The following is a 24077-nucleotide window of genomic DNA, read 5'->3' on the forward strand; positions in this document are numbered from 1 at the left end:
CGTTGTTCCCCGCGATGCCACCCGGAGTGCACCGGGCGGGTGGGGATTGTCAGTGGCGCGTGTTGTGATGGAGGGGTGATCGACAGCACCGAAACCATCGAAGAGTTTCTCGCACAGCACGCCTCCGACGTCGAGGAGGAGATCCGCAGGGCGGCCGCCGCCGAGATCATGCCGCGCTGGCGCCGGCTCGCCGCACACGAGGTGGACCAGAAGGCCGGCCCGCACGACCTGGTCACGGACGCCGACCGCAAGGCCGAGCTGTACCTGACCGAGGCACTGGTCGCCCTGCTGCCCGGCTCGGTCGTGGTCGGCGAGGAGGCGGTCCACGCCAATCCCGCGTCCTACGAGGCCATACGCGGCGACGCCCCGGTCTGGATCGTCGACCCGGTCGACGGGACCCGGCAGTTCGTGCGCGGCGAACCGGGCTTCTGCACCCTGGTCGCGCTGGCCCAGGGCGGCACCCTGCTGGCGTCCTGGACGTACGTCCCAGCTCGCGACCGGCTCGCCACCGCCCAGCGGGGCAAGGGCGCCTACCTCGACGGGGAGCGGCTGTTCGCCGGCGTGCCCGAGCCCGGCCGGGATCTCCGCGTGGCCACGTCCCACCCGGACTACACGACGGACGAGCAGAAGCGCGCACTGCTCGGCCTGCGCACCGACGGTGTGGCACCGCGCTCGTGCGGCTCGGCCGGACTGGAGTACCTCGCCATCGCACGGGGCGAGTCGGACGCCACGGCCTTCTCCTGGGAAGCCGCCTGGGATCACGCGGCCGGTCTGCTCCTGGTCGAGGAGGCGGGCGGCGCCCACCTGACCCTCGTGGGGGAGCCGTTCCGCATCACCGGCGGCAATGCCCTGCCCTTCACCGCCGCCCGCGACGCGGCCACGGCCCGCCGGGTGGCGGCACTGCTGGCGGGCGGAGCCTGACCGTCACGGACGGTACACGACCTGTTGCTCAAGCTGCATTCCGGCCGTCCTTCCCGCGCGAATCCACCCGCAGCCGGTGACTGTCAGTCCCCGGGCCTATCCTGATCCACAGTGGCCGTCGGCTGACGAAGGGGTCCGAAGGTGCCGTTGCTCGATGCCGTCGTAGTGGGTGCGGGGCCGAACGGGCTGACCGCGGCCGTGGAGCTGGCCCGCCGCGGCTTCTCCGTCGCCGTGTTCGAGGCCCAGGGCACCGTGGGCGGCGGCGCCCGCACCGAGGAGCTCACCCTGCCCGGCTTCCGTCACGACCCGTGCTCCGCGGCGCACCCGCTCGCCATCAACTCACCCGCGTTCCGCGCCCTGCCCCTCCAGCGCTACGGCCTGGAATGGCTGCACGCCGAGCTCCCCATGGCGCACCCCTTCCCGGACGGCTCGGCGGCCGTGCTGGCCCGGTCCGTGGGGGAGACGGCCGCCTCCTTCGGGCCGCGCGACGCCGGGGCGTACCGCAGGCTCGTCGAGCCCTTCCTGCCCAAGTGGGACGTGCTGGTCCGGGACTTCATGTCCCTGCCGCTCAGCGCGCTGCCCCGCGACCCGGTCACCCTCGCCCGCTTCGGCCTGGTGGGCCTGCCCCCGTCGACCTTGCTGATGCGCCGCTTCCGCGACGAACCGGCCAGGACACTGTTCGCCGGGCTCGTCGCGCATGTCATGGCACCGCTCGGCGGCTTCGCCACCAGCGCCATCGGCCTGGTCTTCGCTCTCGCGGCACACGCCCGCGGCTGGCCCGTCGCCCGCGGCGGCTCCCAGGCCATCTCCGACGCCCTCGCCGCCTACCTGCGCGACCTCGGCGGCAGCGTCCACACCGACTACGAGGTCAAGCGCCTGGACGACCTGCCGCCGGCCCGCGCGTACGTCTTCGACACCTCACCCACCGCCCTGGCCCGCATCGCCGGCTTCGGCAGCCACTACGCTGACTACCGCTACGGACCGGGCGTCTTCAAGATCGACTACGCGCTGGACGGCCCCGTGCCGTGGACCGCGAAGGAGGCCCGTGTCGCCGGCACGGTGCAGATCGGCGCGAACCGCGCGGAGATCGGCACGGCCCTGCGCGCGGCGTCCCGGGAGGGCCGGGCCCCCGACAAGCCGTTTCTGATCACGGTCCAGCCCAGCCTCGTCGACCCCACCCGGGCCCCGGCGGGCAAGCACGTCTTCTGGGCCTACGGGCACGTCCCGCACGGCTGGACCGGCGACCTCACCGACGCCGTCGAACGCCAACTGGAGCGGTTCGCCCCGGGGTTCCGCGACCGCGTCCTGGCCCGAGCCACCGCCGGCCCGCCCCGACTCGCCGCCCGCAACGCCAACTACATCGGCGGAGACATCGCCTCCGGCGCGGTCTCCGGCCTCCAGGTCCTGCTACGCCCCAAACCGACCCTGTTCCCGTACCACACCCCCCACCCGGCCGTCTTCATCTGCTCGTCGGCCACCCCGCCGGGCCCCGGCGTGCACGGCATGTCCGGGCACAACGCGGCCAAGGCCGTCTGGAAGCGACTGAGGCAGACATGACCACCATCGAACTGGTCCGGGGCGACATCACGCGCGAGAGCGTCGACGCCATCGTCAACGCGGCCAACTCCTCGCTGCTGGGCGGGGGAGGGGTCGACGGAGCGATCCACCGGCGCGGCGGCCCCGCGATCCTGGACGAGTGCCGCAAGCTCCGCGCCTCGCGGTACGGCAAGGGTTTGCGCACCGGCCAGGCGGTCGCCACCACCGCGGGCGACCTGGACGCCCGGTGGGTGATCCACACCGTCGGGCCGCGTTTCAGCCAAGACGAGGACCGTTCGCACCTGCTGGCCTCCTGCTACCGGGAGTCGCTGCGGGTCGCCGGCGAACTCGGCGCCCGCACGGTCGCGTTCCCGGCCGTCTCCGCCGGCATCTACGGCTGGCCCCTCGAGGACGCCGCCCGGATCGCCGTGGAGACGGTGCGGGCGATGGAGACGGCGGTCGAAGAGGTCAGGTTCGTTCTCTTCGACGATCGGGCTTACGAGGCGTTCGCCGGGCGACTCCGCTGAAGGCGGCACGGCCGGCCGGTGTCGTGGTGGAGCGCGATGCCGTACCGCGCACACGCACCGCATAACCGGCGGCACGTCCGTGGCGCCGGGGAGGGCCGCAGGATCCCCGAGACACCGACGTGCGGCCGGTGGACCGATCGGGCTCGCCCTGCCACGTTCTCTCGCTCCGGATGCGTTCTCACCAGCCAGAGGTAGTGTTGTTCTGCCAGTCGCAAGAAGTGTCCCCTCGACCGCTTCGGCAGCGCGACCGTGGTGGCTCGTCGCCATAGGGCCATCGGGCTTCCGCCCCATGCCGGGCAGACCGGCACCCCGCTGCCGCCGGTTCCAGTGTGGTGCTCGTGTGATCGTCACCCTCACGCCCAATCCGAGCCTGGACCGCACCCTGGAGGTTCCGGACCTGCGGCCCGGCTCCGTCATCCGTGCCACCGACAGCCGTCTCGATCCGGGGGGCAAGGGCGTCAACGTCTCGCGGGCGCTGGCCGCCAACGGTCACCGGACGGTGGCCGTCATGCCCTGCGGGGGCTCCGAGGGCGAACAGCTCGCCGAGCTGCTCGCCTCCGAGGGCGTCGAGGTGGTCACCGTCCCGATCGCCGACAGTATCCGGGTCAATGTCAGCGTCGTGGAGCCCGACGGCACCGTCACCAAGCTGAACGCGGCCGGCCCGCGACTCTCCGCCACCGAGATCGACGCGCTGGCCGCAGCCACCTGTGCCGCTTCGGCCAAGGGCGCCCGATGGGTGGCTCTCGCCGGTCACCTGCCGCCCGGTGCCCCCGTCGACCTCTACGCGCACCTGGTGTCGCGCCTGCGCGGCGGCGGGGCGCCGCGTATCGCCGTCGATTCCAGTGGCGCCCCGTTCGCCGCCGCCCTGCCCGCCGGCCCGGATCTGGTCAAGCCCAACCGGGGCGAACTCGCCGAGGCCGCCGGGATGCCGGTGACCACGCTCGGCGAGGCCCTGACCGCGGCGAACGTGCTGCGTGAGCGCGGCGCCCGGACGGTGCTGGCCAGTCTCGGCCGCGACGGTGCCCTGCTGGTCGGCGACTCCGCGGTCTTGCACGGCGAGCAGCGCGTCGCCACACCGCGCAGCTCCGTCGGCGCCGGGGACGCCCTCCTCGCGGGGTACCTCGCGGCCCCCACCGAGGGGCCTGCCGCCCTTGCCGAGGCCCTGGCCTGGGGTTCTGCCGCGGTGTCGCAGCCCGGCAGCGGAATGCCCGGGCAGTGGGCACTGGACCGGTCGGCCGTCGTCGTGCGACACCGTATCGAATCCGATCGCCCGATCTCCGAACGGAACTGACACGATGCCCGATCTCATCACCGTCAATTTCGTGGATCTGGACCTGAGGGCCGCGGACCGTCACGAGGCGGTCCGTGCCCTCGCTGCCCGGCTCGCCGACGAGGGCCGCGTCACGGACCTCGACGGGTTTCTCGCCGACGCGCGGGACCGGGAGGAGCAGATGCCCACCGGTATCGAAGGGGGCATCGGAATCCCGCACGCCCGCTCCGTCCATGTCGCGCTGCCCACACTCGCCTTCGGGCGCAGCGCCGACGGTGTCGACTTCGGCGCCGCGGACGGCCCGGCAGACCTGGTCTTCCTGATCGCCGCGCCGGCCGGCGGCCATGCCGAGCACCTGGACATCCTGGCATCGCTCGCCCGCCGCCTGGTGCACGTCTCCTTCAGGCAGGCCCTGCGCCAGGCCGTGGACGCGCAGGCGGTCGTCGACCTCATCAACAAGGAGGTGGGCGGAAGATGAGGATCGTCGCTGTCACCGCCTGCCCGACCGGCATCGCCCACACCTACATGGCCGCCGAGGCCCTGGAGCAGGCCGCCGCCGACGCCGGGCACCACATCGTGGTGGAGACACAGGGTGCCGCCGGTGCGGTCAGGCTGACGGCCGCGCAGGTGGCGGAGGCCGACGCGGTGATCTTCGCGGCCGACACCGAGATCCAGGACCGTGAGCGGTTCGCTGCCAAACCCGTGGTGATCGCCCCTGTGCAACGGGCCATCAACCACCCGCGCGAACTCATCTCGCGGGCCGAGGAGGCCGCGAAGGCGGCAGGCCGGGCGGCCCCGACGGCCACGGCGGAAGGGACTGGTCCGGGCGATGCCGCCGAGCACGTCACCGCGGGCGCCGGGGGCGACGGGACCGCAGGGGCCCGTGCAGCTGCGGTCGGCGGCCCCGCCCACGGCGCGCCCTCGGAGGGCGCCAAGGTCCACCCGGCCACCCGGTTGCGCCAGTGGTTGATGACCGGAGTCAGCTACATGATCCCGTTCGTCGCCGCGGGCGGCATCCTGATCGCACTCGCCTTCATGATCGGCGGCGCCGAAGTCGCCGTGAAAGTCGACGGCGGCACCTGGCAGGGGCAGACCTACCCCGAGGTCACCGACCTGTCCGAGCTGGTCGAACGGGCCGGTTACGCGGGCGTGCTGTTCAAGATCGGCACGACGGCGTTCTCGATGCTCGTGCCGATCCTCGCCGGCTTCATCGCCTACGCCATCGCCGACCGGCCGGGCCTGGTACCCGGCGTGGTCTCCGGTCTGCTGGCCGTCGCGACCGGCGCCGGCTTCCTCGGCGGTCTGGCCGGCGGCCTGCTCGCCGGTGCGGTGGTGACGGCTCTACGGAGGATCCGCCTGCCGCGGGCGGCCGCGGGGGTCATGACCGTGGTCGGGATTCCGCTCGTGTCCACGTTGGTGATGGGCCTTTTGATGATCGTCGTCATCGGGGAGCCGATCGCCGCCGCGCAGCGCGGCCTCACCGACTGGCTGGACGGCCTGACCGGGACCAACGCGATCCTGCTGGGCGCGCTGCTCGGCCTGATGATGGCCTTCGACATGGGCGGTCCGGTCAACAAGGTCGCCTACACCTTCGGCGTCGCCGGCCTGGCCAGCGGCGATCTGGAGGTGATGGCCGCCGTCATGGCCGCGGGCATGGTGCCTCCGCTCGCCCTCGCCCTGGCCACGGTCGTGCGGCGGGCGCTCTTCACCGACAGCGAGCGCAAGGCCGGAGAGGCCGCCTGGCTGCTGGGCGCCTCGTTCATCACGGAGGGCGCCATCCCGTTCGCGGCGGCCGACCCGCTGCGGGTCATCCCGTCGATCATGGCCGGGAGCGCGGTCACCGGCGCACTGTCCATGGCTGTGGACGCCACCTCGCGCGCTCCGCACGGTGGCCTGTGGGTCATCGGTCTGATCGGCAACCCCGTCCTGTACCTGGCAGCCATCGCGGCGGGCGTACTGGTGGGCGCCGCCTGTGTGCTCGTCGCCAAGCACTTCGGGCGCCCCGTGCCCGAAGGTTCACCGGCCCTCTCCGCGACCACGGGCCGGTGAACCCGCCGAGCCGCGTGCCCCGCTCGTGGGACCTCCTGGTGCGTCCGGCTGCTCGGGTCCCACGACGGGACGGACGGAGTATCGTAAAAAGGCGGATGTGCCCAGCAGGTCGGGGCCCTTGGCCTGATACCCAGCCGACCGGAGGTCCAGGGCACGGCCAGGTCCCGGCCCCGGTCGAGCCGAGCCGTTCGGGGTTCTTCCTCCGGGAGAGGAGGTCTTTGTGACGGACTTCTGGGGGACCGGCGATGCCCTGGCCCGCGACCGGGAGCGGTTCCTGCAGGGCGAGTCGGCCGTGGCCAGGCTGCGGGCCCCGATCCTGAACTCGTGGCGGCGCTGTGCCTCCATGGGGGTGTCGCCGGAGAGGATCGCACCTCCCTACCAGGCGGACCTGGACATGGAGGACCGGCTCGTCCGGGCGGCGGCGCCGGTGCTCGAGCGGCTGGAATCCGAGCTGGCGGGCGCGCGCGTGGGCGTGATCCTCGCCGACCGACACGGTGTGATCCTGCGCTGCCGGGCCGGTGAGAAGGCGCTCTACAAGCACTTGGAGGCGGTCCGGCTCGCACCGGGCTTCACCTACACCGAGGAGTACGTCGGCACCCACGGCATCGCCACGGCCCTGGAGGAACGGCGGGACTTCCAGGCCTTCGGAGCCGAACACTTCGTCGGCAGCCTGCAGCCCTTCGTGTCGGTGGGCGCCGTCGTCCGTGACCCGCTCAGCGGAAGCCTCGAGGGCGTGGTCGGTCTCACCTCCTTGTGCGCCGACGCGGATACGGCCATGGCGGCCCGGGTCCGCGAGGCGGCCGAGGCCATCGCGCTGCGGCTGCTGGAGGAGCGTACGGAGCGGGAGCATGCCCTGCTCCAGGAGGCTGTGCAGGACGAGCGCCGCGTGCAGCAGGCGATGGCGGACATGGCACGGAGCCTGCCCGGCTCGCACGACGCCTCCCTCTCCTCCCTCACCGACAGCGACCGGAACGTCCTGCGAGAGAAGGCCACCGAGCTGATCTCCGCGGCCGGCCGCACCACGGCGCAGGTGCCGCTGTCCGGAGGCCGTACGGCCGTGCTCGTGTGCCGTCCCATGGCGGGGACCACGGGTGAGGAGGGCGTAGTGGTCAAACTGAGCTTCGTCGGCGACGCGCCAGGCAATGGCAAGGCGACGGTGCCGAACGGGAGCGGCGACGCGTCGACGGTTGGCACACGGGCGGACAGCACACCGACGGCGGTGCGTCCGGATCCGTCGCCAGAGCGGTCAGGGACGGCAGCTCTGGCGGATGAGCCGCCAGGTCAAGGCGTACCGGACGCACCGGCGGAGCAGGCGCCGGTGGACAAGGCGCCGGGAGAGGCGGGGCCCGTCGAGGGCGCGGTGACCGATGCCCCCATCGAGTGGCTGCTGGCCGTCGGTCATCCGGAGCTGGGGCGGCTCGCGATGGCCGCGCGGGAGCGCTTGGAACTGCTGTACGACGCCAGTATCCGCATCGGCACCACGCTGGACGTGACGCGCACCGCGGAGGAGCTGGCCGAGGTGGTCGTCCCGTGGTTCGCCGACGTCGTCACGGTCGATCTGCTGGAACCCGTGCTGCACGGAGACGAAGCGCTAGTACCGCATGCGCCCCTGCAGCGGGCGGCGCTCGGCGCCCACCAAGCCGAATCGCCGTTCTTCCCGGTCGGCAAGCGGGTCAGCTTCGCTTCGTCCGCGCCGCAGGCCCGGTGCCTCGCCGAGGGCCAGGCGGTCCTCGAACCGGATGTGCGTGCCATACCCGAGTGGCTGGCCCAGGACCCCGGCCGCGTCCGGGAGATCGTGGAGTACGGCGTTCGGTCCCTCATCGCCGTCCCGCTGCGCACCCGCGGGGCGTCGCTGGGGCTCGCCACCTTCTACCGCTGCCGGGAGTCCAGGCCCTTCGAGGAGGACGACCTGCACCTGGCGGAGGAACTCATCGCCCGCGTCGCCATCTGTGTCGACAACGCCCGCCGCTTCACCCGCGAGCAGACCGTCGCTCTCACCCTGCAGCGCAGCCTGCTGCCGGGCGTCCTTCCGCAACAGACCGCGGTGGAGGCCGCCCATCGCTACCTGCCCGCCCAGATCGCCATGGGCGGGGTGGGCGGCGACTGGTTCGACATCATTCCGTTGTCCGGGGCGCGCGTCGCCCTGGTCGTCGGCGACGTCGTCGGACACGGCCTGCACGCCGCCGTCACCATGGGCAGGCTGCGCACCGCGGTGCACAACTTCGCCACCCTGGACCTGGCGCCCGACGAGCTCCTCGGACGCGTCGACGACCTGGTCATCGCTCTGGGACAGGAAGGAACGTCCCGCTCCGGCGGCGACGACATCATCGGTGCCACCTGTCTGTACGCCGTGTATGACCCGGTCTCCCAGCGCTGCACGGTGGCCCGAGCAGGCCACCCCCCGCCCGCGGTGGTCGACCCCGACGGCGCCGTCCACTTCCCGGACCTGCCGCGGCCCTCCCCTCGGCCTGGGCGGCCTTCCCTTCGAGACCGCCGAACTGCATCTGCCGCAGGGCAGCCAGCTGGTCCTCTACACCGACGGACTCATCGAAGACCGCGGCTGGGACATCGACGTGGCCCTCGAACGGCTGCGGGCCGCCCTGTCGCACGCCAAACGGGCGCCCGAACAGACCTGTGAGGCGGTGCTGCGCGTCCTGCCCGGCCCCCACTCCTTTGATGACGTGACCCTGCTCGTCGCCCGTACCCGCGCCCTCGACGCCGAAAGCACCGCGTGCTGGGACGTGCCCACCGACCCGGCGGCGATTTCCGTCGTCCGCGAGGCCGCCGTCCGGCAGTTGACCGAATGGGGCCTGGAGGACTGCGCCTTCACCACGGAACTCCTGATCAGCGAACTGGCCACGAACGCCATCCGGCACGCCGCCGGGCCCGTTCAGGTGCGTCTGCTCCGCGACCGGGTGCTCATCTGCGAAGTCTCCGACGGCAGCAGCACCTCCCCCCACCTCCGCCAGGCCACAGCGACCGACGAGGGCGGGCGCGGCCTGTTCCTCGTCGCCCAACTCGCCCAGCGCTGGGGAACCCGCTACACCCCACGGGGCAAAGTCATCTGGGCGGAGCAGTCCCTGTCTCCCACGTCGGCACCTGTGGAACCGTCGTCCTGGTGATGTCCTGGCCCAGGCCGCGTCCGACGGGCTGCCACAGCAAGAGGTGAAGCACATCATGCAGGCCAAGGAACGTCAGCGGCAGATCGTGGCTCTTGCGCGCGAGGAAGGACACGCGAGCGTGGAGCGGCTGGCCGATGCCCTCTCGGAGAGCCCGGAGACGATCTGGCAGGATCTGGCCCTGCTGGAACGCCAGGGTCTGCTGCGGCGGGTGCACGGCGGAGCGATCCCCCTCCGGCGGCTCGGCTTCGAGCCGGACCTGCCCACGCGTGGCGAGGTGATGGAGGAGGAGAAGAAGAGGATCGCCGCAGCGGCGCTGGACGAGGTGCCCGACGAGGGAGTGGTCCTCCTGGACGCCGGGTCGACCACCTTCCGTCTGGCAGAGCTGCTTCCCGGCGGCCGTGAACTGACCGTGATCACCAACAGCCTGCCGATCGCCCAGCTGCTCGCGCAGCACGCCGAGCTCACGGTCCTCACCCTGGGTGGCCGGGTACGGGCTCGCACGCTCGCGGAAGTCGACGTGGTCGCCATCCGCACCCTGGGGACGTTCCTCATCGACGTGTCCTTCCTGGCGACCAACGGTGTCTCGGTCGAACACGGCCTGACCACACCGGACCTGGCCGAAGCGGAGGTCAAACGGGCGATGTGCCAGCGCGCGCGGCGGCGGGTACTGCTCGCCGACAGCAGCAAGATCGGGAACGACACCTTCTGCCGGTTCGCCGAACTGCGCGACTTCGACGTCATGGTCACCGACACCGGCATGGAGGCAGAGGCCGCCGTGGATTTCGCCGAGCTGGGCCTGCGCGTCATCCGCGTGTGACGTTCCTCTGCCCTCGCCTCGTCGGCGCCGGGCCGGTGGCCGAGCGCAGACGGCGGGGACGCGCCGCTGCACGAGCATGGGTAAACCCTTCACCCCCTGGGCCCCGTGCACAGCCAAACCGGGGACCGCTCGGACCTCCGCGTCGCCGACGAACTCGTCGCCCGGGCCGTCGCCTTCATGGCCATCTCCACCGGCGTGTCCCGCTATCCGGGGGAGGACGCCGCGCGCATCGCGGTGGAGGCGGTGCGCGCCGAAACAGGCGTACAGGTGCCGCCGCGCGCTCAGGCGCGCGTGCGCACCAGCAGGAGCGCGACGTCGTCGTCGGGCTCCGGGCGCAACGCGCTGAGGAGACTGTCGCTGGTCCGTTGCAGGCTGGGGCCCGCGTTCCGGAGAAGACGGGTCAGCATGTTGAGGCCGGTGTCGATCGGTTCCCCGCGGGTCTCGACCAGCCCGTCGGTGTACAGGGCGAGCAGGGAGCCTGGCGCGAGCTCCAGTTCCACGGTGCCGAACTCCACGCCGCCCACCCCGAGCGGCACGCCGCCGGGCACGTCGACGAGCTTGGCGCCGCCGTCCGCCCCGGCGAGCACAGGCGGCAGATGGCCCGCGCTGGACAGCGAGCAGATGCCGTTCCGCAGGTCGCACACCGCGTACACGCATGTGGCGATCGCGTCGCCGAGCGAGCCGGCGATGTCGTCGAGGTGCCGCAGCAGCTCGGCGGGCGGCAGGTCCAGCCGGGCCAGCGCCCGCGTCGCCGTGCTCAGCTGTCCCATGATCGCAGCGGCCTGGACGCCCTTGCCCATGACGTCCCCCACCACGAGCCCGGTGCGTCCCGGGCCCAGCGGCAGCACGTCGTACCAGTCGCCGCCGACTTCGCTGAGCGCCGGGCGGTAGCGGGCGGCGATGTCGAGCCCCTCCCGCTCGGCGGGCGTGGTCGGGAGCAGGCTGCGCTGGAGCGTCAGGGCGGTGCCGCGTTCCCGGCCGTAGAGGCGGGCGTTGTCGATGCAGATCGCGGCGCGTGCGGCGAGCTCCGAGGCGAGCGCCTGGTCCCGGTCGTCGAAGGGGCGTTCGTCGACCGTGCGGTACAGGGTGAGGGTGCCGAGCACCTTGCCCCTGGCCACCAGCGGCACCGCCATGTAGGAGTGCGCGCCGGCCTCCCGCAGGGTCTGGGCGGCCCGCGCGTCCCGGGCGACGCGCCGCATCATCGTGGGGTCCACGCGCTCGACCAGGACCGGACGGGCCCTGCGGACGCACTGCGTGATGATCCGCGACGAGGCGTAGGTGGCCAGCTCGCCGACCGGGTCCGCGGCGTGGATGGCGTCTGTCGGGTAACCCGCAGCGACGGCCAGCGCCCGGAACTCGGCGGGCGCCCCGCCCGACACCGGCACGATCGTGCCGTGAGCCACGACCGACTCCAGGACGTCCACGGCGGCCAGGTCCGCGAGGTGCGACACCACCACGTCGGCCAGCTCCCGGGCGGTCTGCTGAAGGTCCAGCGTGGTGCCGATCCGCACCCCGGCGTCGGCGATCACCGACAGGTGCTGACGGGCCTGCGCGACCTCGGCCGCGGCCTGCTGGCGCTCGGTGACGTCCAGAACGGCCATCGCGAGCCCGAGCACGCGGCCGTCGGTGTCCTCGATGCGGTGGTACGACTCCGAGTAGGCGCGGTCGTGTTCGTCCGCCGCCGTACGGCCGATGGTCTGCTGGTCGAGCAGGGGTCTGCCGGTCTTGAGGACGTGCCGCATCCGGGACTCGATGGCCTCGACGTCCAGGCCGGGCAGCACCTCGCCGAGCCGACGGCCCAGCAGGGCCTCCTCGGGCACGCCGTTGATCCGCTCCAGCGCGGGGTTGACCCCGACCCATCGCAGGTCGTTGTCGAAGACGGCGATGCCGAGCGGGGTCTGGTTGACGAGGCTGTGCGAGAGGGCGAGGTCCCGCTCCACCTTCCGTACGGTCGTCGCGTCCGTTGCGAGGCCCAGCAGGTGGGGCTGCCCCTCGCTGTCGAGGAGCCGCATCGTACGGAACTCCACGGCGCGTTCCGTGCCGTCGCGGTGCCGCAGCGGGAAGACGCCGGCCCAGCGGTTCCCCGATCTGACCTGGGTGAACAGCTCCCTGCCCCGGTGGCGGTTCTCGGGCGCGACCAGCAGCGTGTCGGCGCGCTGCCGCAGGGCCTCCTCGGCGGTGTAGCCGAGCAGCTGCTCGATCTCGGGGCTCCACAGGGCGATGTGCCCGCCGCCGTCCAGGACCACGGCCGCGACCTTCAGCAGGTCGAGCAGCCCGCCGGGCGCGGTCGTGACGGCGTCGCGATGCGAGGTCGCATACCCGTTCATGCGAGCCGCTCCTTCCGGCGCGGCAAAAGGTCCGGCCAAAATTTGTTGCGCAGGCTGTCCGACGAGGTCACATTACGGTCAAAGGAGCGACACTGTCGCGCCGAAGTGACAAACAATCGCGGGTCGGTACACGGCGCAGAGGGAGCGGGAAATCTTGGGTGACTGGTCGTTGAGGGAGAGCCTGGCCACCACGTCGGGGGCAGTGCGATGGGACCGGCTCGGGGATCCCGGCGGCGAGCCGGTCGTGCTGCTGCACGGGACGCCCTTCTCCTCGTACGTGTGGCACGAGATCGCTCCCGCGCTCGCCGCCGCGGGACACCACGTGCACGTGTGGGACATGGCGGGCTACGGCACCTCGGACATGCGTCCGGACCAGGACGTCTCACTGGGGGTCCAGGGCCGGATCTTCACCGAGTTGCTGGCGCACTGGGGCCTGGAGGAGCCGTCCGTCGTCGCGCACGACTTCGGCGGGTGCGTGGCCCTGCGCGCCCATCTGCTGCACGGGGCCCGCTACCGGCGGCTCGCCCTGGTCGACCCGGTGGCTCTGGAACCCTGGGGTTCCCCCTTCTTCCGGCTGGTCGGCGAGCACAGCCACGTCTTCGAGCAGCTCCCGGCCGCGCTGCACGAGGCCCTGGTGCGCGAGTACGTCACGTCCGCGAGCCACGTCGGCCTGCGGCCCGCCGCGCTGGACGCGCTCGTGCGGCCCTGGACGGGGGAGCGGGGCCAGGCCGCCTTCTACCGGCAGATCGCGCAGGCCGACCAGCGCTACACCGATGAGATCCAGCCGCTTTACTCCACGATCGACGTGCCGGTGACGGTCTGCTGGGGCACCGAGGACACCTGGATCCCCTTCGCCAAGGGGCAGGAGCTGGCCGCGCTGATCCCGGGCGCGCGGCTGGTGCCCGTCCCGGACTCCGGCCACCTCGTCCCCCTGGACGCCCCCGCCCGGCTGACGAGCGAGGTGCTCACCTTCCTCGGGGCCTGAAGACGCCTGACGCGAGAGAACCATCAGAAGCGCACAAAGTCTGACGCGGTCATTGCTTCGGTTGTGTTCGAGTCCTAGGGTGTGCCTGCTCAGCAGTTGCTCCGTCACCGTCAGTTGCAGCGAGTCCCAACAGAAACACCCATTACGGGAGTTGGGGATCACATCTGACGTGCCCTCAGTCCGTGCAGCACCCTGTCGAACCGAGGAAGGCCACGGTCATGCCGCACCCGCACCCGCTCCCGTCCCCCGCCGACCGGCCCGTCGTCAGCCGTCGCCGTCTGCTCGAAGGGGGCGCTGCCGTGCTCGGCGCGCTCGCCCTGGCCGCGTCGCCCGCCGCCGCGCACGCCGCGGGCCGGCGCCCGGCGTCAGACGGCCCTCCGGAGTGGAACGACGGCCTGGCCGTGTACCGCGTGGGCACCGAACCGCCGCACACCACACTCATGCCGTACGCCGACCTCGGGCAGGCCCTGGCCGGTGACCGCGAGCGCTCGCCGTACCGGCTGAGCCTCGACGGCACGTGGAAGTTCGCCTACGCCGACCGCCCCGACGACCGGGATGCCGACTTCTACCGCACCGACGCCGACGACTCCGGCTGGGACACCATCCCCGTGCCCTCGGCCTGGCAGCTGCACGGCTACGACTTCCCGATCTACGTCAACATCACCTACCCCTGGTGGGGCCCCAACGGCGGCGGCGAGAACGCCCAGCCGCCGGCCGCGCCGACCCGCTACAACCCCGTCGGCCAGTACCGCCGTGCGTTCACCGTCCCCCGGAACTGGTCGGGCCGGCGCACCTTCCTGCACTTCGAGGGCGTCAAGTCCGCCCACTACGTGTGGATCAACGGCGAGCTGGTCGGCTACCACGAGGACTCCTACACCTCCGCCGAGTACGACATCACCCGCCACCTCAAGCCGGGCACCAACCAGATCGCCGTCGAGGTGTACCGCTACTCCGACGCGGAGTGGCTGGAGGACCAGGACATGATCCGCCTGAGCGGCATCTTCCGCTCGGTCCACCTGTACTCCACGCCGAACGTGCACCTGCGCGACTTCAAACTGGACACCCCGCTCGGCGACGACTACACCTCCGCCGAGCTCAAGGTCACCGCGCACGTCCGCGACTACGGCGGCAAGGGCGCGGGGCGCTACACCGTCGAGACACAGCTGTACGACGCGCGCGGACACGCCGTGTGGTCCCGGCCGCTGAACCAGTCCGTCGACGTCCCCGACGGCGACGAGGCCACCGCCGAGGCGTCCAGAGCCGTCCCCTCGCCCAAGCTCTGGTCGGCCGAGCACCCGAACCTCTACACCGCCGTGCTGCGCCTGCGCGACCCGTCCGGCAAAGTCGTCGAGACCCTCTCGCACCGGGTCGGCTTCCGCGAGTTCGCGCTCAAGGACGGCCTGATGCGCATCAACGGCAAGCCGGTCTCCTTCCGCGGCGTCAACCGGCACGAGATCCACCCCGTCACCGGCTCGGCGGTCACCCGTGCGCAGATGATCGAGGACATCGAGATCATCAAGCGGCTGAACATCAACAGCGTCCGCACCTCGCACTACCCCAACAACCCGCTGTGGCTGGAACTCGCCGACGAGTACGGCCTGTACCTCGTGGACGAGACCAACCTCGAAACCCACGGCATCCGCGACAAGTTCCCCGGCAGCGGCCACCCCGAGTGGACCGAGGCGTGCGTGGTCCGCGCCCAGAACATGGTCCACCGCGACAAGAACCACGCCTCGGTGGTGATCTGGTCCCTCGGCAACGAGGCGGGCGGCGGCACGACGTTCAACGCCATGTACGACTGGATCCGCTCCTACGACCCCACCCGCGTCATCCAGTACGAGGGCGACGACCGCCCCGGCATCAGCGACATCCGCTCCGAGATGTACGACAGCCCGCAGCGGGTCGAGCAGCGCGCCAAGGACACCAGCGACACCCGCCCGTACGTGATGATCGAATACTCCCACGGGATGGGGAACTCCAACGGCAACTTCAAGAAGTACTGGGACATCGTCCGCCGCTACGACGTCCTCCAGGGCGGCTGGATCTGGGACTTCGCCGACCAGGCCCTGAGCTGGCCGACCCCGACCCGCAAGCTGCTGACCGAGTCCGGCCCGGGCGCGCTGCGCGGCGAGATCATCGCGCCCGCCGGCACCTTCGACCGGGCCAAGGGCGTCTCCGGCGGCACCGTCTTCCCCCGCGACGCCCGCCTCGACCTCACCGGCTCCCTCACACTGGAGGCCTGGGTCACGCCCCACGTCACCGGCTACCACCAGCCCATCCTCGCCAAGGGCGACACCCAGTACGCGCTCAAACAGAGCGACAAGAACCTGGAGTTCTTCATCCACGGCGGCGGCCAGTGGGTCACCGCGAGCTGGGCGCTGCCGGACGGCTGGACGGGCAAGGAGCACCACATCGCCGGTGTCTTCGACGCGGACGCCGGGACGCTCACCCTGTACGTCGACGGCCAGGCGCGCGGCACCCGGACCACCACCCGGCGCCCCGGCACCAACACCGCGTCCCTGACGCTCGCCACCGACGTCGACAACCCGACCCGGGAGTTCAGCGGCACCATCCGGCGGGCCCGCGTGTACGCCCGCGCGCTGAGCGCCGCGGAGCTGGCCTCGGACAGCCGCGGCCCGGACGACGAAGGCGTGCGCTTCTGGTTCGACTCCGCCACCGTCGGCTTCACCGAGAAGCGCCCGCGCGACAAGACGTTCTACGCCTACGGCGGCGACTGGGGCGACAACCCCAACGACGGAGCCTTCGCCGGCGACGGCATCATCACCGCCGACCGCGGCCTCACGGGCAAGTCCGCCGAGGTCAAGCAGATCTACCAGGCGATCAACGCCGCACCGGCCTCCGGAGGCCCCGGCACCGTCAGGCTCGCCAACGAGTACCTCTTCACCAACGTCCGTGAGTTCGACGGCCGCTGGTCCCTCGTCGCCGACGGCAAGGTCGTCCAGCGCGGCCGGCTGACCCGAGACCAGCTGGACATCGCGCCACTGACCAGCAAGGACATCAAGGTGCCGGTGCGCCTGCCGGCGAAGCCGGAGCCGGGCACGGAGTACTTCCTCCAGCTGTCCTTCACCACCAAGGAGTCCACCAAGTGGGCGAAGGCGGGCTTCGAGGTGGCCAAGCAGCAGCTCGCCCTCGACACGGACAGCCCGGCCGTGACGCCGCTGCCGCTGCGCAGCGTCCCCGCCCTGCGGTACACCGACCGGGACGAGGACGTCACGGTCCGGGGCAAGGGCTTCTCGGTCACCGTCGACAAGAGCACCGGCACCATCACGTCGTACGAGGCGGGCGGCACCCGGCTCATCACCTCCGGCCCCGTCCCGAACTTCTGGCGGGCGCCCACCGACAACGACCGGGGCAACGGCCACCACACCCGCAACCAGACGTGGCGCGACGCCGGAGCGAACCGGAAGGTGGCGGACGTACGGGTCCGGCCCCTGGACGACCGGGCCGTCGAGGTCACGTTCACCGGCACGCTGCCCACCAGCACGGAGTCCACGTACGGCACGACCTACACGGTCTTCGGCAACGGCGAGATCAAGATCGACAACACCCTGAACCCGGGAACGCCGAACCTGCCGTACATCCCCGAGGTCGGCACCCTGCTGTTCCTGCCCCGCCGCCTGGACCGGCTGCACTACTACGGCCGGGGCCCGGAGGAGAACATGTGGGACCGCAACAACGCCACCGACGTCGGCCTGTACTCCGGCACCGTCTCCGGGCAGTGGACCTCCTACCTGCGCCCCCAGGAGAACGGCAACAAGACCGACGTCCGCTGGGCCGCCCTGACGGACGGCAGCGGACGCGGACTGCTCGTCTCCGGTGAGCCGCTGCTGGAGGTCAACGCCTCGTACTTCACCCCCGAGGACCTGTCGGTCGGGGCCCGCCACGACTACCAGCTCATGCCGCGGGACGCGGTGGTCCTCCGGGTCAACCACCGCCAGACGGGCGTGGGCGGCGACAACAGCTGGGGCGCCCATCCCCATGACGAGTTCAAGCTCTTCGCCAACCGCGACTACGCCTACACCTACCGGCTGCGTCCGCTGACGCGCGTGAGCGAGGCGATGGCGGCCTCGCGACGGCCGACGGCCACGGAGTAGGCGAGCGGGGGACAGCGGCGCCGCCTCAGTCGGCGGCGTCGCTGATGCCCAGGCGCAGATGCTCCACGTGGTAGACGGCCTGGTCGAGCAGCTCGGCGACATGGTGGTCGTGCAGCGCGTACACCACCGAACGGCCCCGCCGCTCGCCCACCACCAGGCCCAGATTCCGCAGCAGCCGCAGCTGGTGCGAGCAGGCGGACTGCTCCATGCCCACCTCCGCGGCCAACTCGGTGGCCGGCAGCGGGCCCTCTCTCAGCCGCGCCAGGATCAGCAGGCGAGAGGGTGTGGACAGGGCCTGGAGCGTGGTGGCGACCTTCGCGACGTTGTCCGCGTCCAGGCGTACGCGCTCGGCGGCGTCCCGCGTGGGGATGACGGCTCCATGACCCATGACGTCATCGTACCGGCCACACGCGAACACATGAATGAATCTTCATCTGGAACGGCCAAGCGGCGCGGCCCCGGCACGTCGATGTCGGATTCTCGCCAGCCCCGTCCGGCCTGGTGCTCGATGCTGGAGCCATGCAGATGGGGATGCACACCGACACCGAGCGCTGCGTGCGTGCCGTCCAGTCCAAGGACGCGCGGTTCGACGGATGGTTCTTCACGGCCGTCCTGACGACCCGCATCTACTGCCGTCCCAGTTGCCCGGTCGTGCCGCCCAAGCCGGAGAACATGGTCTTCCACCCGAGCGCGGCGGCCTGCCAGCAGGCCGGGTTCCGGGCCTGCAAGCGCTGCCGGCCCGACACCAGCCCCGGCTCTCCGGAGTGGAACCGGCGCGCCGACCTCGTGGCCCGTGCCATGCGGCTGATCTCCGACGGCGTCGTGGACCGCGAGGGCGTGCCCGGTCTCGCCGCCCGGCTCGGCTACAGCACCCGGCAGGTCGAGCGCCAGCTGTTCGCCGAGCTGGGCGCGGGCCCGCTCGCGCTCGCCCGTGCCCAGCGCGCCCAGACGGCCCGGCTGCTCATCGAGACGACGGCCCTGCCGATGGCGCAGATCGCCTTCGCCGCGGGCTTCGCCTCGATCCGCACCTTCAACGACACCGTCCGCGAGGTCTTCGCCCTGTCCCCGAGCGAGCTGCGCGCCCGCGCCCCCAAACGGCAGGGCGCGAGCACCCCCGGCGCGCTGTCCCTGCGGCTGCCGTTCCGCACCCCGCTCAACCCCGACAACCTCTTCGGCCACCTCGCCGCCACTGCCGTACCCGGCGTGGAGGAGTGGCGCGACGGCTCCTACCGGCGCACGCTGCGGCTGCCGTACGGCCACGGCATCGTGGCCCTCACTCCCACCCCCGACCACATCGCCTGCCGCCTCACCCTCAGCGACCTGCGCGATCTGACCGTCGCCATCAGCCGCTGCCGCCGGCTGCTCGACCTGGACGCCGACCCGGTCGCGATCGACGAGCAGCTGCGCACGGACCCGGTTCTGGCACCGCTGGTCGACAAGGCGCCCGGCCGGCGCGTCCCGCGCACGGTCGACGAGGCCGAATTCGCCGTCCGGGCCGTGCTCGGCCAGCAGGTCTCCACCGCCGCCGCCCGCACCCACGCGGCCCGCCTGGTCACCGCGCACGGCGAACCGGCCGACGACCCCGAGGGCGGCCTCACCCACCTCTTCCCGGCCCCCGAGGCCCTCGCGGCGCTGGACCCCGAGACACTCGCGATGCCCCGCACCCGCCGCACGACCTTCACCACCCTGGTCCGCCACCTCGCCGACGGTGACCTCCACCTGGGCGTGGAGAGCGACTGGCCGCAGGCCCGCGACCGGCTCCTCGCCCTGCCCGGCTTCGGCCCCTGGACGGCCGAGGTCATCGCCATGCGCGCCCTCGGCGACCCCGACGCCTTCCTCCCGACCGACCTCGGCATCCGCCGCGCCGCCCGGGAACTCGGCCTGCCCTCCACGCCCGCCGCGCTCACCGCCCGCGCGGCGGCCTGGCGCCCCTGGCGGGCCTACGCCGTCCAGTACCTCTGGGCGACCGACAGCCACCCGATCAACTTCCTACCGGTATAGGGGCGTTCCATGAAGCACCACACCGTGACCGACAGCCCGTACGGCCCCCTCACCCTCGTCGCCGAGGACGGCGTCCTGTGCGGCCTCTACATGACCGACCAGCGCCACCGCCCGCCGGAGGAGACCTTCGGCACCCGCGACGACACCCTGTTCGCGGAGACGGAGGACCAGCTGAAGGCCTACTTCGCGGGCGAGCTCAAGGAGTTCACCGTCGAACTCCGCCTGACCGGCACGCCGTTCCAGCGCAGCGTCTGGGACCAGCTGCGCCGCATCCCGTACGGCGAGACCCGCACCTACGGCGAACTCGCCGAGGCCCTCGGCACCCCGACCGCCTCACGCGCGGTCGGCCTCGCCAACGGCCGCAACCCCATCGGCATCGTCGTCCCCTGCCACCGCGTCATCGGCGGCAACGGGAGCCTTACGGGATATGGGGGCGGGCTGGAGCGCAAGCGGCGCCTGCTGGACTTCGAGCGCGGGGCGGCCCTCTTCCAGCCTGACGCGCTCACGCGCCCGGAGGATCCGCGGGCCGCGCCTCGGCCATGAGACCGCGCAACAGCTCCGGCAGCGCCGTGCCGATGGGCTCGCGGACGATCTCGTCGGCACGGTCGTCGTACGGCGTCGGCTCGGCGTTGACGATGATCAGGCGGGCGCCGTGGTCGGCGGCGACACCGGCGAGGCCGGCGGCGGGCTGGACCTGGAGGCTCGTGCCGACGGCGACGAACACCTCGCAGGCCTTGCTGATGGCGACCGCCTGGCCGAGGACGACGGGGTCGAGCCGCTCGCCGAACATCACCGTCGCCGACTTCAGGACGCCGCCGCACTCCAGGCACGGCGGGTCGTCCTCACCGGCCTCGACCCGTGCGAGCGCGTCCTCCATCGGGCCGCGGGTGTGGCAGCCGGTGCACACGTAACTCCGTGCCGTGCCGTGCAGTTCGAGGACCTTGCGGGCGGGCGTCCCGGCGAGCTGGTGCAGCCCGTCGACGTTCTGCGTGATCACCCGGACGGGTACCCCGGACCGCTCCAGTTCGGCCACCGCCCGGTGCGCGGCGTTGGGCTCCGCCTGAAGCGTCCGGTTCTTGCGCCGCATCTGCCAGGAGCGGCGGCGGATCTCCGGGTCGCCCATGTAGTACTCGTACGTGACGAGCTTCTCGGCCTCCGGATCCCGCCGCCAGAGCCCGTTCGGCCCGCGGTAGTCCGGGATCCCGGAGTCCGTGCTGATACCGGCACCGGTGAGGAGCGCGACGAGGGGCTTGGCCATGTCACCGAGGGTAGGCCGGGCCGTACCGCGGCGGCGAGCGGATATCGCGGGCGGCTCGGGCAGGGCGGAGCCGTCAGTACACCCGGTGCCCGTTCTCCAGCTCGGCCGTGCCCGAACCGTCCGCCAGGGCGTCAAGACCGGCCAGGACCCGGCGGCCGAGGGCGCCCGGCAGGTACCCGGTCAGCTCCTCGCGGGGGACCAGCCGCCAGGACAGCAGTTCCTCCTCCTGGAGGCGGATCGCCTTGAACTCGTCCTCGCCGAGCACCCCGCCGTCGTACAGATACGCCACCAGCGGCGGGCGCGCCGGCCCGTGCACCCAGTCCACCGCCAGCAGCCTGCCGAGCTCACGGTCCAGACCGATCTCCTCGGCCGTCTCGCGCCGCGCGCCCTGCCGCGGGGTCTCGCCGCCGTCGGACTCGATCGTGCCGCCGGGCAGCGCCCAGCCCTCCCGGTAGTTGGGCTCGACGAGCAGCACCCGGCCCTCGCCGTCCCGGAACAGCGCGGCGGCTCCGGCCAGGACACGGGGCAGGGAGGCGATGTAGGCGGCGAAGTCAGGAGAGGTGGTCATTGGGGCAGGGTAACCACCCCAGCGGGATCGCCTTGCGCAGTGTGTGGCCGCTGCCGCACACGGAGGCGGCGGCGCCGCTCCGGGTGCCGTCGCGGGGGCCTTGACGCGAAGCTGAAGAATCGGTCGGTCACCCCGCTCCGCCGGGGAATGGCCGGTTCGATCCGGTCAGGCCTCCTGTACCGCCAGCCGCAGCGTCCGCTCCGCCAGCTCGCTGATCCGCACCCCGTCGAAGCCGAACACCGCGCTGCGGACCGTGTCCTCCAGCGGCGCCTTCCACTGGTCCGGAATGGCCGCGGCCCCGCCGAACACACCCGCCACCGAGCCCGCCGTCGCGCCGTTGGAGTCGGTGTCCAGGCCGCCGCGGACGGTCAGGGTGATGGTGCGGGTGAAGTCGCCGTCGCCGTAGAGCAGGCCGGCGGTGAGGACGGCGGCGTTCGGGACGGTGTGGATCCAGCCCATCCCGGTGGTCTCCTCGGTGAGCGTGGTGAGCGTGTCCTCCCAGGACATCCGGGCGTCGTGCAGGGAGACGACCCGGCGCACCGTACGGGCCAGTCGGCTGCTCGCCGGGATCACGGCCAGGGCCTCGTCGACCGCGTGCCGCACCGTGGGGGCCGTGAACGCCGCCGCGATCAGCGCCGCCGCCCACATCGCCCCGTAGACCCCGTTGCCGGTGTGCGACAGCACCGCGTCCCGCCGGGCCAGTGAGGCGGCGCGGCGCGGCACGCCCGGGCAGGTCCAGCCGTAGATGTCGGCCCTGATCAGCGCCCCGATCCACTCCTGGTACGGATTGTCGTACGTCGCCGTCAGCGGCGGCTTGAGCCCGCCCGCGAGGTTGCGGTACGCGGCCCGCTCTGCGGTGAACGTCTGGAGGTACGGCAGCCGCAGCAGCCACAGGTCACCGACCTGCTCCGTGCTGAAGCCGAAACCGTGGGTCTCCAGCAGGTCCAGGCCGAGGATCGCGTAGTCGATGTCGTCGTCACGGCAGCTGCCGTGGATGCGGCCGCGCACGCACTGGCGCCACTCGGGGCGCAGCTCGAAGCCGTCGTGTTCGCTGATCGGCTCGGGCAGGTAGTCGGTCAGCGGCAGTGCGGCGGCCTGCCGCAGGTAGCGGTCGATGCGGTCGCGCGTCCAGACCTCGCCCTGCTCGACCGGTTTGCCGAGCATGTTGCCCGCGACGCGGCCCAGCCAGCCGCCGAGGATGCGGTCGGTGAGGTCTGTCCGGGTGTGCGCAGGGGGCATGGTTATGGAGTACCCGTTTTCGGCGCGCCTGAGGAGCAGTTCCCCGCGCCCCTGAAGGCGAGGACCCCCGGGTCCAGGGGATGGGCACAGGCTGACGGCGGGGGCGTCCTCCGGATAAGGTCGCAGCGGCGCGACTGGCCTTGACGTGCGTGAGGGCCCGGAGAGCAAGGGGAGTGCAAGTGGCGGACGCAGTGAGCGATACCCGGAAGACACAGCGGGTGCTCGTCGCCGCGGACAAGTTCAAGGGGTCGCTGACGGCCGTGGAGGTCGCCGAGAGGGTGAGCGCCGGGCTGCGCCGGGTCGTACCGGACCTCGAGGTCGAGGCGCTGCCCGTGGCCGACGGCGGTGACGGAACCGTGGCCGCGGCGGTCGCGGCCGGGTTCCAGCGCCGGGAGGTACGGGTCGCCGGTCCGCTCGGCGACGAGGTGACGGCGGCGTTCGCGCTGCGCGACGGCACCGCGGTCGTGGAGATGGCCGAGGCGAGCGGACTCCAGCGGCTGCCCGCCGGGGTCTTCGCACCGCTCACGGCGTCCACGTACGGCTCCGGCGAGTTGCTGCGGGCCGCGCTGGACGCGGGTGCCCGCACGATCGTCTTCGGCGTCGGCGGCAGCGCCACCACGGACGGCGGCGCCGGAATGCTGTCCGCGCTGGGCGCGCGCTTCCTGGACACGGACGGCGAGCCGGTACCCCCGGGCGGCGGCGGCCTCGCCGCTCTGGCCACCGCCGACCTGTCGGGCCTCGACCCGCGCCTCACCGAGATCGAACTGGTCCTCGCGAGCGACGTCGACAACCCGCTGACCGGCCCGAAGGGCGCGCCCGCGGTCTACGGCCCGCAGAAGGGCGCCTCTCCGGACGATGTGGCGGCCCTGGACGCCGCCCTCGCCCACTTCGCGAAGGTGCTGGAGGAGTCGGCCGGACCTGAGGCCGCCCGGTACGCCGCCTCACCCGGCGCGGGCGCGGCGGGCGGCATCGGCTACGGCGCCCTGCTCCTCGGCGCCCGCTTCCGCCCCGGCATCGAGGTCATGCTCGACGTCCTGGGCTTCGCCCCCGCCCTGGACCGCGCCGACCTGGTGATCACCGGCGAGGGCTCCCTCGACGAACAGACCCTCCACGGCAAGGCCCCGGCGGGCGTCGCCGCGGCGGCCCGTGCGGCCGGCAAGGACGTCGTAGCGGTTTGCGGCCGCCTCGCCCTCCCCCCGGAGGCCCTGGGCCGAGCCGGAATCCGCCGGGCCTACCCCCTGACGGACGCGGAGCCGGACGTGGCGAAGTGCATCGCCGAGGCCGGGCCGATCCTGGAGCGGGTGGCTGAGCGGATCGGGCGGGACTTTTTGACCTGACCCGT

15 protein-coding genes and 3 pseudogenes are annotated in these 24077 nt (G+C 72.4%); 13 read left to right on the forward strand and 5 right to left on the reverse strand.

Going from position 1 to position 24077, the window contains the following annotated elements; translation table 11 throughout:
- The first annotated feature begins 75 nt into the window (after nt 1-75).
- The 8 genes and pseudogenes from V8690_RS35450 to V8690_RS35485 form a co-directional block, all read left to right on the forward strand.
- Nucleotides 76-921 (forward strand): inositol monophosphatase family protein, encoded by an 846-nt coding sequence (locus V8690_RS35450; RefSeq protein ID WP_338784145.1) that lies wholly within the window; start codon nt 76-78, stop codon nt 919-921.
- Between the two features lie 147 nt (nt 922-1068).
- Complete coding sequence (locus tag V8690_RS35455; RefSeq protein ID WP_338785566.1) at nt 1069-2478, forward strand: NAD(P)/FAD-dependent oxidoreductase; 1410 nt, start codon at nt 1069-1071, stop codon at nt 2476-2478.
- The gene (locus V8690_RS35460; RefSeq protein WP_338784146.1) at nt 2475-2984 is read left to right on the forward strand and encodes an O-acetyl-ADP-ribose deacetylase; all 510 of its coding nucleotides are present in this window, start codon (nt 2475-2477) and stop codon (nt 2982-2984) included. The genes V8690_RS35455 and V8690_RS35460 overlap by 4 nt, the downstream gene beginning before the upstream one ends.
- 340 nt (nt 2985-3324) lie before the next feature.
- Nucleotides 3325-4275, forward strand: a complete 951-nt coding sequence (locus V8690_RS35465; protein ID WP_338784147.1) for a 1-phosphofructokinase family hexose kinase — start codon at nt 3325-3327, stop codon at nt 4273-4275.
- A gap of 4 nt (nt 4276-4279) precedes the next feature.
- Nucleotides 4280-6303 (forward strand): annotated as a pseudogene (locus V8690_RS35470) (fructose-specific PTS transporter subunit EIIC).
- 301 nt (nt 6304-6604) lie between these two features.
- Nucleotides 6605-9425 (forward strand): annotated as a pseudogene (locus V8690_RS35475) (SpoIIE family protein phosphatase).
- A 55-nt stretch (nt 9426-9480) separates the two neighbouring features.
- On the forward strand, nt 9481-10242 hold the full coding sequence (locus V8690_RS35480; protein WP_338784148.1) for a DeoR/GlpR family DNA-binding transcription regulator: 762 nt from the start codon (nt 9481-9483) through the stop codon (nt 10240-10242).
- 87 nt (nt 10243-10329) lie between these two features.
- A pseudogene (locus tag V8690_RS35485) lies at nt 10330-10494 on the forward strand (macro domain-containing protein); the annotation flags it as partial.
- Between the two features lie 29 nt (nt 10495-10523).
- On the opposite strand, the gene V8690_RS35490 reads toward V8690_RS35485, so the two are convergent.
- Nucleotides 10524-12569 carry a SpoIIE family protein phosphatase gene (locus V8690_RS35490; protein ID WP_338784149.1) on the reverse strand — a complete coding sequence of 682 codons (2046 nt, stop codon included), beginning with the start codon at nt 12567-12569 and terminating at the stop codon, nt 10524-10526.
- A 154-nt stretch (nt 12570-12723) separates the two neighbouring features.
- Between V8690_RS35490 and V8690_RS35495 the strand changes: the two genes are divergently transcribed.
- Together V8690_RS35495 and V8690_RS35500 are read left to right on the forward strand one after the other, a co-directional pair.
- A complete protein-coding gene (locus V8690_RS35495; RefSeq protein ID WP_338784150.1) occupies nt 12724-13554 on the forward strand; it encodes an alpha/beta hydrolase in 831 nt (276 codons plus the stop codon).
- Between the two features lie 218 nt (nt 13555-13772).
- On the forward strand, nt 13773-17669 hold the full coding sequence (locus V8690_RS35500; protein ID WP_338784151.1) for a glycoside hydrolase family 2 TIM barrel-domain containing protein: 3897 nt from the start codon (nt 13773-13775) through the stop codon (nt 17667-17669).
- Nucleotides 17670-17694: 25 nt separating this feature from the next.
- On the opposite strand, the gene V8690_RS35505 is transcribed toward V8690_RS35500, so the two are convergent.
- Nucleotides 17695-18057: a metalloregulator ArsR/SmtB family transcription factor gene (locus tag V8690_RS35505; protein WP_338784152.1), complete on the reverse strand. Its 363-nt coding sequence runs from the start codon at nt 18055-18057 to the stop codon at nt 17695-17697.
- A 143-nt stretch (nt 18058-18200) separates the two neighbouring features.
- Between V8690_RS35505 and V8690_RS35510 the strand changes: the two genes are divergently transcribed.
- Together V8690_RS35510 and V8690_RS35515 are read left to right on the forward strand one after the other, a co-directional pair.
- Complete coding sequence (locus tag V8690_RS35510; RefSeq protein ID WP_338785567.1) at nt 18201-19670, forward strand: AlkA N-terminal domain-containing protein; 1470 nt, start codon at nt 18201-18203, stop codon at nt 19668-19670.
- Between the two features lie 9 nt (nt 19671-19679).
- Nucleotides 19680-20213 (forward strand): methylated-DNA--[protein]-cysteine S-methyltransferase, encoded by a 534-nt coding sequence (locus V8690_RS35515; protein ID WP_338784153.1) that lies wholly within the window; start codon nt 19680-19682, stop codon nt 20211-20213.
- Here the strand turns inward: V8690_RS35515 and V8690_RS35520 are convergent.
- From V8690_RS35520 to V8690_RS35530, 3 genes are all read right to left on the reverse strand, one after another.
- Nucleotides 20173-20928 (reverse strand): Sir2 family NAD-dependent protein deacetylase, encoded by a 756-nt coding sequence (locus V8690_RS35520; RefSeq protein ID WP_338784154.1) that lies wholly within the window; start codon nt 20926-20928, stop codon nt 20173-20175. The genes V8690_RS35515 and V8690_RS35520 overlap by 41 nt on opposite strands.
- A gap of 73 nt (nt 20929-21001) precedes the next feature.
- Complete coding sequence (locus V8690_RS35525) at nt 21002-21496, reverse strand: NUDIX hydrolase (protein WP_338784155.1); 495 nt, start codon at nt 21494-21496, stop codon at nt 21002-21004.
- Nucleotides 21497-21661: 165 nt separating this feature from the next.
- A complete protein-coding gene (locus V8690_RS35530; protein WP_338784156.1) occupies nt 21662-22735 on the reverse strand; it encodes an ADP-ribosylglycohydrolase family protein in 1074 nt (357 codons plus the stop codon).
- Nucleotides 22736-22953: 218 nt separating this feature from the next.
- Between V8690_RS35530 and V8690_RS35535 the strand changes: the two genes are divergently transcribed.
- Nucleotides 22954-24072, forward strand: a complete 1119-nt coding sequence (locus V8690_RS35535; RefSeq protein ID WP_338785568.1) for a glycerate kinase — start codon at nt 22954-22956, stop codon at nt 24070-24072.
- Nucleotides 24073-24077 lie beyond the last annotated feature (5 nt).

Source organism: Streptomyces sp. DG1A-41 (assembly GCF_037055355.1).
In the GTDB taxonomy this organism is placed as follows: domain Bacteria; phylum Actinomycetota; class Actinomycetes; order Streptomycetales; family Streptomycetaceae; genus Streptomyces.